This window comes from Lysobacter sp. GX 14042 (assembly GCF_021390425.1).
Lineage (GTDB): Bacteria > Pseudomonadota > Gammaproteobacteria > Xanthomonadales > Xanthomonadaceae > Novilysobacter.
Map to the genome: position 1 here is coordinate 1 of NZ_JAJUWY010000013.1, position 12,494 is coordinate 12,494.

9 protein-coding genes are annotated in these 12,494 nt (G+C 72.3%); all 9 read right to left on the reverse strand.

The features are described 5' to 3' along the window. Positions 1-21 precede the first annotated feature (21 nt). The 9 genes from tkt to LY625_RS12730 all read right to left on the reverse strand — a co-directional run bounded on the left by tkt (position 22) and on the right by LY625_RS12730 (position 12,491). Positions 22-2,010, reverse strand: a complete 1,989-nt coding sequence (gene tkt, locus LY625_RS12690; RefSeq protein ID WP_233740679.1) for a transketolase — start codon at positions 2,008-2,010, stop codon at positions 22-24. A gap of 126 nt (positions 2,011-2,136) precedes the next feature. After that, on the reverse strand, positions 2,137-3,453 hold the full coding sequence (locus LY625_RS12695; RefSeq protein WP_233740680.1) for a dicarboxylate/amino acid:cation symporter: 1,317 nt from the start codon (positions 3,451-3,453) through the stop codon (positions 2,137-2,139). Between the two features lie 50 nt (positions 3,454-3,503). After that, positions 3,504-5,195 carry a BatD family protein gene (locus LY625_RS12700; protein WP_233740681.1) on the reverse strand — a complete coding sequence of 564 codons (1,692 nt, stop codon included), beginning with the start codon at positions 5,193-5,195 and terminating at the stop codon, positions 3,504-3,506. A 17-nt stretch (positions 5,196-5,212) separates the two neighbouring features. Further along, positions 5,213-6,946: a VWA domain-containing protein gene (locus LY625_RS12705; protein WP_233740682.1), complete on the reverse strand. Its 1,734-nt coding sequence runs from the start codon at positions 6,944-6,946 to the stop codon at positions 5,213-5,215. Continuing rightward, positions 6,943-7,962 carry a VWA domain-containing protein gene (locus LY625_RS12710; RefSeq protein WP_233740683.1) on the reverse strand — a complete coding sequence of 340 codons (1,020 nt, stop codon included), beginning with the start codon at positions 7,960-7,962 and terminating at the stop codon, positions 6,943-6,945. The genes LY625_RS12705 and LY625_RS12710 overlap by 4 nt, the downstream gene beginning before the upstream one ends. Then, complete coding sequence (locus LY625_RS12715; RefSeq protein WP_233740684.1) at positions 7,962-8,435, reverse strand: DUF4381 domain-containing protein; 474 nt, start codon at positions 8,433-8,435, stop codon at positions 7,962-7,964. Before LY625_RS12715 ends, LY625_RS12710 begins: the two co-directional genes overlap by 1 nt. Next, a complete protein-coding gene (locus tag LY625_RS12720) occupies positions 8,435-9,331 on the reverse strand; it encodes a DUF58 domain-containing protein (protein WP_233740685.1) in 897 nt (298 codons plus the stop codon). Before LY625_RS12720 ends, LY625_RS12715 begins: the two co-directional genes overlap by 1 nt. Positions 9,332-9,347: 16 nt before the next feature. Next, positions 9,348-10,304, reverse strand: coding sequence for a MoxR family ATPase (locus tag LY625_RS12725; RefSeq protein WP_233740713.1), 957 nt, complete (start codon positions 10,302-10,304; stop codon positions 9,348-9,350). Between the two features lie 222 nt (positions 10,305-10,526). After that, complete coding sequence (locus LY625_RS12730; protein WP_233740686.1) at positions 10,527-12,491, reverse strand: type IV pilus secretin PilQ family protein; 1,965 nt, start codon at positions 12,489-12,491, stop codon at positions 10,527-10,529. Positions 12,492-12,494: the final 3 nt, after the last annotated feature.

Below are 12,494 nucleotides of genomic sequence, written 5' to 3' on the forward strand. Positions count from 1 at the left end.
CCCCCTCGTTCCTGTCTTGTCCTACAGCGCGCGGGCCGCCTCGACCACGCGCTCCACGGTAAAGCCGAAGTGCTCGAACAGCTCACCGGCCGGGGCACTGGCGCCGAAACGGTCGATGCCGATCACCGCTCCATCCAGGCCGACGTACTTGCGCCAGAAGTCGGAGACCCCGGCCTCGATCGCCACCCGCCTGCGGCAGGCCTTCGGCAGCACCGACTCCCGGTACCCGGCATCCTGGCGGTCGAACACGTCGGTGGAGGGCATCGACACCACGCGCACGCCGTCGCCCAGCTGCGCGGCGGCCTGCATCGCCAGCCCGACCTCCGAGCCGGTGGCGATCAGGATCAGCTCCGGCGTGCCGGCCGACTCCTTCAGCACGTAGCCGCCGCGGGCGATGCCGGCTACCTGCGCTTCGCTGCGCGGCTGGTGGGCCAGGTTCTGGCGCGAGAACACCAGGCAGCTGGGGCCATCGGCACGCTCGATCGCCGCCTTCCAGGCCACCGCCGACTCGACCGCGTCGCAGGGGCGCCAGACATCGTTGTGCGGGATGTAGCGCAGGCTCGCCAGGTGCTCGATGGGCTGGTGGGTCGGGCCGTCCTCGCCCAGGCCGATCGAGTCGTGGGTGTAGACGTGGATCGCGCGCGCGCCCATCAGCGCGCTCATGCGCACCGCGTTGCGGGCGTAGTCGGAAAACACCAGGAAGGTGGCGTCGTAGGGGATGAAGCCGCCATGCAGGGCCAGGCCGTTGCTGATGGCGGTCATGGCGAACTCGCGCACGCCGAAATAGATGTAGTTGGCGTCCGGATCGCTGCCCGCCACGGTCTTGCTGCCGCTCCACAGGGTCAGGTTGGAGCCGGCCAGGTCGGCCGAGCCGCCGACCAGCTCCGGCAGTTGCGGGGCGAAGGCCTCGATCGCCATCTGCGAGGCCTTGCGCGAGGCGACGGTCGGCCCGTCGGCCTGCAGTTTGGCGATGTACGCGTCGGCGGCGCCGGCGAAGCCGTCCGGCAGCCCACCGTGGCTGCGCCGTACCAGTTCGGCGGCCAGTTCCGGGTACTGCGCGGCGTAGGCGTCGAACACCTGGTTCCACTGCGCCTCGCGGGTCACCCCGGCGCTGGCGGCGTTCCAGCCGTCGTAGACCGGCTGCGGAATGTTGAACGGCTCGTGCTCCCAGCACAGCCCGGTACGGCAGGCGGCGATCTCCTCCAGGCCCAGCGGGGCGCCGTGGCTGGACTCCTTGCCGGCGTGCTTCGGCGAGCCGTAGCCGATGGTGGTCCGGCAGCAGACCAGCGTCGGCCTGTCGTCGCAGGCCAGCGCCTGCTCGATGGCGGCCTTGATCGACTCCGGGTCGTGGCCGTCGACGCCGCGCACCACGTTCCAGCCGTAGGCCTCGAAGCGCGCCGGGGTGTCGTCGGTGAACCAGCCCTCGACATTGCCGTCGATGCTGATCCGGTTGTCGTCCCAGAACGCGACCAGTTTGTTCAAACCCCAGGTGCCGGCCAGCGAGGCGGCCTCGTGGCTGATGCCCTCCATCAGGCAGCCATCGCCCATGAACACCCAGGTGCGGTGGTCGACGACGGTGTGCTCGGGGCGGTTGAAGCGCTGTGCCAGCAGCTTCTCGGACAGCGCGAAGCCGACCGCGTTGGCGAAGCCCTGCCCCAGCGGGCCAGTGGTGGTCTCGATGCCGGGGGTGATGAAGTTTTCCGGGTGGCCCGGGGTCCTGCTGCCGAGCTGGCGGAAGTTGCGCAGCTCCTCCATCGGCAGGTCATAGCCGGCCAGGTGCAGCAGCGCGTAGTGCAGCATCGAACCGTGGCCGTTGGACAGCACGAAGCGGTCGCGGTTGAACCAGCGCGGGTTGCCGGGGTTGTGGCTGAGGTAGTCGTTCCACAGCACCTCGGCGATGTCGGCCATGCCCATCGGCATGCCCGGGTGGCCGGAGTTGGCCGCCTGCACGGCATCGATGGCGAGGAAGCGGATGGCGTTGGCGAGGTCGCGGCGGGTCGGCGTCGTCATGGTCGGCTCGGAAATGGGCGGCGTGGCGCGGCCGGGCAGCCACGCAGACGCGCTATTGTCCCACCCCCGGATGCCGGCTGTCAGGCGCAGGCTTCACGGCCGCGACTGACATCGCCCTCCCGGCGGTCAATCCTCGCCGGGAACCACTGCCGGGGCGTCGGGCTCGTAACGGGCGATCACCACCGAGCCCACCAGGTCGCCGCAGACGTTGACCACCGTGCGCGACATGTCCAGGAAGCGGTCGACGCCCAGGATCAGGCCGATGCCCTCGGGCGGAATGCCGAACATCACCAGGATCATGGCGATCACCGGCAGGGAGCCCCCCGGCACGCCCGCCGCGCCGATGCCGCCGAGCACGCACATCAGCAAGACAAGCACCTGCTGGACGAAGCTCAGGTCGACCCCGAAGAACTGCGCCAGGAACAGCACCGTGATGCCCTCGAACAGGGCCGTGCCGTTCATGTTGGCGGTCGATCCAACGGTGCAAACGAAGCGTGCCACCGGTCGCGGCACGCCCAGGTTCTCCTCCGCCACCATGAGCGTGGTCGGGAGCGTGGCCGAGGATGACGAGGTGGAGAACGCGGTCAGCAGTGCCGGCTGGGCTTCGCGGAAGAAGGACATCGGGCTCATGCGCCCGAATACCAGCAGCAGGACCGGGAGCACCACGAAGGTGTGCACCGCCAGCGCTCCCATCACGGTTCCGACGAACTGGGCCAGTTGCACCAGCACGTCCAGGCCCAGGCGTGCGGTGATGGAGAACAGCAGCGCGGCAACCGCGTACGGAGCCAGCTGGATCACCCAGTCGATCAGCTTCAGGCAGATCTCGTAGAGGCCTTCCACCGCACCGACGAAGGTCTTCGTCCCGGGCGTGCGCAGGATGGTCGCGGCGATGCCGAGCATCATCGCGAAGAAGATGATCGCGATCAGGTCGCCGTCAGCCGCGGCCTGCACCGGGTTGCGCGGGATGATGTTGAGCAGGATGTCGACACCCGACACGCCCTCGCGCTGGCCGGCGATCTGGCCGGCGCGCTCCGAGCCACTGGCCAGCAGGGTGCCGGCCACGTCCGGCGGGATCCCCGCGCCGGGCTGGAACACGCTCACCATGATCATGCCGATGGTGACCGCGGCAACGGTGACCACCAGGATCCATATCAATGTCCGTCCGCCGATGCGCCCCAGCGCCTGCGGGTCGCCCAGTTCCACCACGCCCAGCACCAGCGCCGAGAACACCAGCGGAATCACCAGCATGAACAGCAGGCGCAGGAACACCTGTCCGACCGGGTCGGCGACATAGCGGATCAGGGCATCCAGCCAGGCCGCTTCGCCCACCAGCATGTTGGCGGCGATGCCCGCGCCCAGACCGAGGATGAAGCCGATCAGCATCTTGGTGTGCAGTGCCATGCGCGGCTTGCCCACCGGCGCCGTGTCGGGTGCCTGGCTCATGCGTGGTATCTCCTCCCCGGGGTCGGCGAGCTTAGCAAAGCGTTCAAGGTCTACCGTGTGCCATTGGTGGCTGTCCGCTCCGGATACAGCGGAGGCAGCAGTTGCGCGGATTCCTCCGGGTGCTCATGCCAACGCGGTCCTTTGGCGAAGGCCTCGCGCAACTGGCGGCGGGCGGTCGGACCGTCCCCTCCGGCCCAGCGCGCGCGTTGCAGGGCATCCACCGCGGCGACCTGCGCCGGATCGGCCAGGCGGGCGCGCAGCCCGTCCACGTCGGCTGCCGGCGGGCGTGCCTGGGCACACAGCGCGTCGGCGACATCGCCCAGGTCGCCGGTATCGAGCGCACGCCTGAGGGCTGCGGGATCAGCCGGCGCCGCGGTGGCCGCGGGTGCCGGATTGCCGGCGTCGATCCGCCCCCCGGCGGCCCGGTGCTGCAGCGCCCACACCAGCGTGAGCAGCCACAGGCCGGCGAAACCGGCGGTCGCCAGGATCCAGCCGCGGTTGGCCGGCCAGGCAGGACCTGCGGCGCTGCCGCCGTCACCCGTCGCAGGTCCGGTGCCGGGGCTCCGTACCCCCGGCCCCGGGGCCGCGGCGGCTCCCGGCACGCCGGCACCGGGCCGGACGGTAAGCCTCGCCGGCTCCAGGCGGGCGGTGCGCGCCCGGTCCGACGCCACGTCCCACCATTGCATTTCCAGCGCCGGCAGCTCGACCTCACCGGCGGCCGAGGGGACCAGCGAGAACTGCCGGCGCACGGTCACCCGCGGCCGCCCGTCGACCACCCGCTGGTCGACCTCGGCCGGCTCCGGGAACACCCGGACACCGGGGATCGGCGGCAGCTGCAGCTCCGGGGCCTGCGCCGAACCGGCGCCGTCGGCGACCATTTCCACGGTCACGGTGGCCGCGGCCCCGGCGTGCAGCTCCTGCGGCAACGCCCGGTAGCTCAGTTCGAGCGAATGCAGTGGAAGCCACGGTTGCGGGGCGCCTTCGGGCACCGGCAGCACCTGCAGGCGCTGCACGCGCGCGTGGGCGGACAGGGTGCCGCCGCGTCCCAGGACATCATCGAAAAAGCCGCGCGCGCCCCGGCCCTCGAACAGGGCGCCGGGCACTTCCAGCGCGCCGCTGCGCTCCGGGATCAGCAGGTAGCGGCGCTCGATGACGTTGTAGTGGCGCCCGGCGATGCTGCGGGTGTACTGGGCATCGTCGCCCACCTGGCGCAGGCTCGCGCCCTCGGGCGCCGCCTGGTCGAGCCGCCCGGAGACCAGCGGCACCGCCGAGTACAACCGCACCACCCAGCCCACTGCCTGCTGTGCGTAGGGCTCCGGATCGTCGGCGCTGCTCTCCAGGAACACGTCCGCCCCGGCGCCGGCCGGGGTCGGGGCGGGGGCCGGCGACACCCGCAGGGTCACCGGATTGGTCCGCTCCGCGCCCACCTGCAGGGACGGCAGGATGAGCGTGCCGGCGCGCTGCGGCCGCAACGCGGCGGCGAACAGCGTGCGCGTCGCCTGCCCGCCATCGGCGAGCACCAGCTCGCTGCGGCTGGTCAGCCCGCTGATTTCGAAATCGGCGCGCAGGGGCTCGTAGTCCGGCGGGGTGGCGCCCTCGGCCTGGATGTTCAGGGTGACGGTCTCGCCCAGTACGATCTGCTCGCGGTCGACCCACGCACGCGGAGCCTCGGCATGGGCCAGCCCGCTGGCCAGCACCAGCAGCACAAGCAGGGCCTGCAGGGCCTGCGGGGCCGCCCTCATGGCGCCATTCTCATGGGTCAGTTCTCCCGGCCGCCATGCAGGCGGCGCCTTTCGTGTTCGATCCGGAACTTCTCGCGCAACAGGCCGCCCGGGTCGTCGGGCACGCGTTGCAACCAGGCCTCGTTGGCGATCCGCCGCTCCCGCTCCTCCGGTGTTTCCGGCGCTGCCTCCCCCTCGGCGGCAGCCTCGTCGCTGCCGGGGGGCTCGTCGGACAGGGCCTGGTCCATGCGCTCGCGCTGGGCCTGGTCGGCGGCTTCCTGGTCAGCGGCGTCGGCCGGCGGCGGCTCGCCCTCGCCGTGCGGCTCACGCTCGTCGTCGGGTTCCCCGGGCTGCCCGGTGTCCCCGGCCGGCTCTTCTTCACCTTCCCCGGGCTTCCCGGAGGGGTCCTGTCCGTCGGGCTGCCCGGACTGGCCACTGGAAGGGTCGCCCGGCTGCCGGCCCGGGTCCTGCGGCTGACCGCCACCGTCGGGTTGCTGGTCCATTGCCGCCTGCACCACCGCCCGGTTGGCCAGGGCGTCTTCCATGCCCGGCTGGCGTGCGAGCGCCTCGTCGTAGGCGGCGATGGCTTCGCCGAAGCGGCCCTGCCGCGCCAGCGCGTTGCCGCGGTTGTAATGCGCGTCGGCGCTGTCGAGCTCCTGCCAGGCCCCGGCCGCGGCGGCGAACCCGCCGGCCCGGTAGGCCTCGGTGCCCTGTTGCATCCGCTGGTGCCGTGCCTGGTCCGGGCGCTGCCACCAGTCCATCGCCGCGGCAGGCGCGGGAGCGAGCACCAGCCCCAGGCCGGCGCCCAGCACCAGTACCCGCAACCCGGCGCCGCGGCGGAAGCCGGCCAGCACCAGCAGCATCAGCAACGGCAGCAGCCAGAAGCCCTCGTCGACCCAGGCCCGCGACCCTTCGGCACCCTGCTCCGCCGCCTCGCCGCCGGCGTCGAGCACGCCGAGCGCGTCCAGGTCGGCCCCGTCGTCGGTGATCGTGCGGTAGCGGCCGTCACCGGCTTCGGCCACCGCCTCCAGCACCGCCAGTTCCAGTCGCGAGTCGTGGAGCTGGCCGTCGCCGCCACGGTAGGGCGCGCCCTCGGGGGTACCGATGCCCAGGACCGAGACCTCGTACCCGGCGGCCCGCGCCTGCGCTGCGGTGGAGACCGCGGCGGGGTCACCGCCGCTGGCCAAAACCAGGATCCGGCCACGCTCGAAACCGGCCTGCCGCAACAGCCGCGAGGCATGGGCGATGCCCTCGCTGGCCGCCTGGCCGGCGACCGGCATCACGTCCGGCTGCAGGCTGTCGAGGAACACCGCGACATTGCCGGCATCGTCAGTGAGCGGCGCGACGGTGAAGGCGTCATCGGCATAGACCACCAGGCCGACCTGCCCACCCTCGCGCCGGGCCAGCAGGACCGACAGTTTCTCCCGTGCATGGGCCAGGCGCGTGGGCGGCAGGTCGCCGGCCAGCATCGCCGGCGACAGCTCCATCGCCACCACCAGCGGCGCACTGCCCTGCCAAAGCGGCTGCGCCACCTGCCGCCAGGCCGGACCGGCCAGGGCCAGCGCCGCGATCACCAAGGCAAGCACGGCCAGCCAGGCGAGGCCGTGCCCACGCTTTCCGCCGCGCTCCAGCAGATGGGCGAGCAGGTGCGGGTCGACCGCGTCCTCCCAGGCTTGGGCGCGCCGCCGCCGGCGCCACCAGCCCAGAGCCAACAGCGGCAGCACCGCCAGCGCCCACAGCCACTCCGGCCGGAACAGGTGCAGGCCGCTCATGCACGCCTCCACAAGCCACCGGCCAGCGACAGCAGGCCAAGCAGGAACGCGGCGGCCAGCGGCCAGTGATAGCGCTCCAGCTTCGGCCGCACCGAGGCGCCGGGCAGTTCGACCGGCTCCAGCCGGTCGAGTTCGGCATAGATGCCGGCCAGCTCGGCGGTGTCGCGGGCACGGAAGAACATCCCGCCGGTCGCCTCGGCGATCGCCCGCAGGCTGTCCTCGTCGATGTCCTCCCCGCTGTGGGGGATCTGGAAGCCGAACAGCGACAGCGACCCGTCACCGCCGAAGGCAACGGTGTGCACCCGCACCCCGGCGTCCGCGGCGAGGTTGCCGGCCTTGACCGGGTCGAGCAGCCCGGCGGTGTTCACCCCGTCGGTCAGCAGCACCAGGACCCGGTCGCGACCGCCGCCGTCACCGGCCTGCGGGCGCAGACGCTTGACCGCCAGTCCGATGGCATCGCCGATCGCGGTCTCCTGGCCCGCCAGGCCGACCACGCTGTCCGCGAGCTGCTGGCGGACCGTGGCGTGGTCGCGGGTCAGCGGCGCCAGCACGTAGGCGCGGCGCCCGAACACCAGCAGGCCGATGTGGTCCCCGGCGCGGCGGTCGAGGAAGTCGGCCAGCACCGCCTTGGCGGCGGTCAGCCGGTCGACCGGGCGGCCGCCCAGCAGCATGTCCGGTTCCTGCATGCTGCCCGACAGGTCGAGCGCCAGCATCATTTCACGTGCCTGCAACGGCGGCTGGACGGCCTCGCCCAACTGCTGCGGTCGCGCCAACGCCAGGCACAGCGCGAGCCAGGCCAATGCCAGCAGCCAGGGGAAGCGGCGGCCCGGCGCGCTGGAGCCACCCGCCGCCACGCGTGCCAGGCGCGCTCCCAGCGGAACCCGCAACGCGGCACCGGCCTGCGTCTTCAACGGCGGCAGCCGCCACGCCAGCCAGGGCAGCGGCAGGGCGAGCAGGGCCCACGGCCAGGCCAGTACCGTGGACCCGTCACCCAGCAGGGCGGCCAGCGACTGCATCAAGCCTCCATCCACGCCTGGAACCGGGCGCGCGCAAGCGGCCGCAGCCGCGCCACTTCGCCGGCATCCGCTTGCTTCTGCCAAGGGCCGGTGAGCAGCAGGCGGCCCGGGCCTTCGGTGAACGCGGTCCCGGTTGCATGCCTTCCGGCAGCGGGGTCATGGCGGTCGAGGAACTCGAGCCAGTCGGCGTGCTGGAACCGGTCGGCCTGCGGGTCGATCCGCCGCGCCGCCCGCCGCAGCAAACCGGACATCACCGCGAGTTCTTCCGCGGGCGTCGCCGCCGCGGCCAGCGCCTTGTCGAACACCGCGGCGATCGCCGCCCTGCGCCGGGCACGCCGGCGCCGCCACCACCACAGCCCGGCAACCAGCGCCAGCACGCCCAGCGCCAGCAGCCACCAGCCGGGTGCCGGCGGCCACAGCGGCGGTGCCGACGGCTGGTGGATGTCGCGCAGCGGCAGTCCGGCCGGGTCCATCAGGCCACCTGCGATTGCGGCCGGTCCAGTGCCGGCAGCCAGGCGTCGCTGGCGGCATCGGCCGGCAGCACCTCGACCCGCACCCCGAGGCCGGGCAGGCGCTCGAGCACCTCGCGTATCGCGCCTTCGAACACCCTGGCCCAGCGCTCGCGCACTGCCGGGCTGGCGAGATCGAGTTCGAACCGCTGCCCGCCGTCACGGAACGCGAGCAGGCCTTGCGGCGGCGCCATCTCCAGCCGGTCCACCAGCAGCAACACCAGCACCTCCCCGTGCCGCGCCAGGCCGGCCCACTGCGTATCCGGTACCGCGGCGACCGAGGCCGGGTCGGCCAGCACCAGCACGCGCGCGCCCGGCCGCAGCAGGCGCCGGGCGTGGTCCAGCCCGGTCTGCAGGCCCGCGTCGTCGTCCGGGGGAGCGGCATACCAGCGCACCAGCGCGTCCAGTACCCGCAACACGCCGCGCTGGCCGCCGGCCGGCGGCACCGGCGGCTCGCGCAGGCTCCCGCGCAAGGCCGCGACCCGGTCGCCCTCGCGGCCGGCCAGCCAGGCCGCCACCGCCCCGGCACGCGCCGCCTGCACCGACTTGAAGCGCACCCGGGTGCCGTAGTAGAGCGCCTGCGAGGTATCGGCCACCAGCAGGCTCAGGCGCTCGCGCTCGGCCTGGTAGACCTTGGTGTGGGTGCGGCCGCTGCGCGCGGTGACCCGCCAATCGATGTGCCGGGCGTCGTCGCCGGAGGTGTACTCGCGTGATTCGGCGTACTCCATGCCGCGGCCGCGCAGTGGCGATGGGGCCGGCCCGTGCGCGTGGCGCCCGCGGCGCGGCACGCGGCGGCCGCCGGCCGCGCTGCGCAGCGCCACCAGTTCGGCCAGCGTCGGGCGGATGCCATCGTCGCTCACGCGGGCCTCCCGTGGCTCAGGGCAGCGGGACCTGCGCCAGCAGGTCCTCGACCAGCCGTTGACCGTCCCAGCCTTCGGCGGTCGCCTCGTAGCTGGGCAGCACGCGGTGGCGCAGCACGTCGGGCGCCATCGCGCGCACGTCGTCGGGGGTGACGAAATCCCGGCCGGCCAGCCAGGCATGGGCGCGGGCGCAGCGCTCCAGCGCGATCGAGCCACGCGGGCTGGCGCCCCAGGCGATGCGCCGGGCCAGCGCCTCGTCGTAGCGCGCCGGGGTACGCGAAGCCAGGACCAGCTCGACCAGGTAACGCTCGACCGCCGGCGCCATGTGCAGGTCCAGCACCTCGGCGCGCGCGGCGAACACCTCGTCCGCGGTGATGCGGCGGGTGACCGGCGGCGCGGGGCTGCGCGCCAGCCGCGCCCGGTCGCGGGCCAGCTGCAGGATCGCGGCTTCGGCGTCGGCTTCCGGGTAGCCGATGCGCACGTGCATCAGGAAGCGGTCGAGCTGCGCCTCCGGCAGCGGGAAGGTCCCCTCCTGCTCGATCGGGTTCTGGGTCGCCATCACCAGGAACAGTGCCGGCAGCGGGTAGGTGGTGCGGCCCACGGTGACCTGGCGCTCGCCCATCGCCTCCAGCAGCGCCGACTGCACCTTGGCCGGCGCACGGTTGATCTCGTCGGCCAGCAGCAGCGAATGGAACACCGGGCCGGCCTGGAACTCGAAGCGGCCCTCCTGCGGGCGCCAGACCTCGGTGCCGGTGAGGTCCGCCGGCAGCAGGTCGGGGGTGAACTGCAGGCGCGCGAAGTCGGCGTCCAGCCGGGCGGCCAAGGCCCGGATCGCACTGGTCTTGGCCAGCCCCGGCGCCCCCTCCACCAGCAGGTGGCCGTCGGCCAGCAAGGCGATGAGCAGCCGGTCGACCAGCACCTGCTGGCCGATGATCTCGCCCGCCAGCGCCTCGCGCAGCTGGAGGAATGCCATGCGCAGGGGCGAAGCAGCGGTTGCTTCGGGCGGCGCGGCCTCGTCGGGCCCCGGGACGGGGCCGATGGATACGTCCTGGTGCATCGCAGACTCGCTGGAATACCTGCGCCCGAGTGTGACCGATCGGGCCGTGGGCGTTAAGCGGCAGGGAACAGCGGTTCAGCCGCCCGCCACAACGGAAACGGGGCCCGAAGGCCCCGTCTGTCGCGTCCGTGCCGGGCGTCAACCCCGATGGTTGCGCTGCGCGACCTCGAGCACCCGCGGGGTGACGAAGATCAGCAGCTCGGCCTTCTCGTTGCTACGGCTCTTGTTCTTGAACAGGTTGCCCAGGAACGGGATGTCGCCCAGGAACGGCACCTTGCGCACGTCGTCGCGGTCGCGGAACTCGTATACGCCGCCGATCACCACGGTCTGGCCATCCTCGATCAGCACCGCGGTGTTGACCTCGCGCTTGGCAATGCGCGGCACGTCGCCGATGGAGGTGTCCACCCAGCCCTCGACCTCGTCCTTCTTGACGTTGAGGTTGAGGAACACGCGACCGTCGTTGGTGATGGTCGGGGTGACCACCATCTCCAGCAGCACGTCCTTGAATTGCACGCTGGGGGTGGCCACGCCACCGGCGGTCGCCGGCTGGATGGTCACGTAGCCGACCTCCTCGCCCTGGCGGATGACCGCCTCGCGCTGGTTGCTGGTGACCACGCGCGGGTTGGAGATCACCTCGCCACGGCCCTGCTGCTGCATGGCCGACAGCTCCACGTCGAGCAGGTAGCCGGCGTTGAGGATCGACAGTGCCAGCGCACCGGCCGGGTTGGTGGCCGCCAGGTCGGTCATCAGCCCACGGGTGATGGTGTTGGTGGTCGGGTCGCCGTCATTGACGGAGTTCATGTTGTCCTGGTTGGTCTTCAGGTTACCGCTGAAGCCGATATCACCCCCACTGGTGGTGCCACTCACGCCGAAGCGGGCGCCCAGCTCACGGGCAACCGACTCGGTGGCGATGACCACCCGGGCCTCGATCACCACCTGGTCGACCGGGCGGTCGATCACCCGGATCAGCTCCTTCATCTCGGCGACCTTCTTGGGCGTGTCGCTGACCATGAGGGTGTTGGTGCGGGCATCGGCCACCAGCCGGCCGCGCTGGGACATGAAGCCGGTGTCGGTGTTCCCGCCCTGGCCCTGGCTGCCGCCCTGGCCACCGCCCACACCGCGGGCCTCGGTGAGCGCGGTATAGATCTGCTCGGCGTTGTGGTAGTTGATCTGGATGTACTCGGTGACCAGCTCGACCTTGTTCTCCAGGGCCGAACGGGCGTCCGCGATCGCCTGCTCGTAGGACGCGATCTCACCCTGCGGGGCGATCCAGATGACGTTGCCGTTGCGACGCTTGTCCAGGCCCTTGGCCTGCAGGATCAGGTCCAGCGCCTGGTCCCAGGGCACGTTGACCAGCCGCAGGGTCAGGTTGCCCTGGACGTTGTCGGCGGCGACCAGGTTCAGCCCGGCCATTTCCGCGATCAGCTGCAGCGCGGTGCGGACCGGCACGTCCTGGAAGTTGAAGGTGACCGGGAGGCCGGAATAGCTGCGGTCGCTGATGGCGCTGTCGATGGACTCGGTGGCACCCATCGCGCGCTCGCCCCGGGCCGGCTGGCTGGCTGCCACGTCGACGCGCGGCACCACCTCGACGATGTACTCGTTGCCGGTCTGGTAGGCCAGCGACTCGTACGCGCCGCCGGTGTTCAGCACCAGGGTGGCGCCGGCACCGCTGGCACGCGCCTCGACCGAGCCGACCGGGGTCGCGAAGTCGGAAACGTCCAGCGGCCGCTGGAGGTGTGCCGGCAGCTGTGCGTTGGGCACCTTGACGACCACGCGCGAGCCTTCGTTGCGCAGGTCGGGAATGGCGCCCTCGCCGCTGAAGCGCACGGTCAGCCGCGCCGCGCCGCCCTGGCCGCGCTTGAAGTCGATGTCGGACACGGAGATCGCGCCCGGCAACTGCTTGGCCGGGTCCGGGCTGCCCAGCGGCGCAGGCTGCACCGCGGTGGTGGCGGCCTGGTCCGACTGCCCGAGCGGCGCGGCATGCACCGCGGTGAAGGCGGCCAGCGCACCCGCGAGCAGACCCAGGCCGATTCCCCTGCCGGCCCTCCGCCATTGCGGGGAATGCTGCGCACGCTGCGATCGGTTGTTGTTGAAAACGGTCATCGT

Coding starts and splice junctions, on each gene's coding strand:
- tkt (WP_233740679.1), bottom strand. CDS start 2,010: ATGACGACGCCGACCCGCCGCGACCTCGCCAACGCCATCCGCTTCCTC.
- LY625_RS12695 (WP_233740680.1), bottom strand. CDS start 3,453: ATGAGCCAGGCACCCGACACGGCGCCGGTGGGCAAGCCGCGCATGGCA.
- LY625_RS12700 (WP_233740681.1), bottom strand. CDS start 5,195: ATGAGGGCGGCCCCGCAGGCCCTGCAGGCCCTGCTTGTGCTGCTGGTG.
- LY625_RS12705 (WP_233740682.1), bottom strand. CDS start 6,946: ATGAGCGGCCTGCACCTGTTCCGGCCGGAGTGGCTGTGGGCGCTGGCG.
- LY625_RS12710 (WP_233740683.1), bottom strand. CDS start 7,962: ATGCAGTCGCTGGCCGCCCTGCTGGGTGACGGGTCCACGGTACTGGCC.
- LY625_RS12715 (WP_233740684.1), bottom strand. CDS start 8,435: ATGGACCCGGCCGGACTGCCGCTGCGCGACATCCACCAGCCGTCGGCA.
- LY625_RS12725 (WP_233740713.1), bottom strand. CDS start 10,304: ATGGCATTCCTCCAGCTGCGCGAGGCGCTGGCGGGCGAGATCATCGGC.
- LY625_RS12730 (WP_233740686.1), bottom strand. CDS start 12,491: ATGACCGTTTTCAACAACAACCGATCGCAGCGTGCGCAGCATTCCCCG.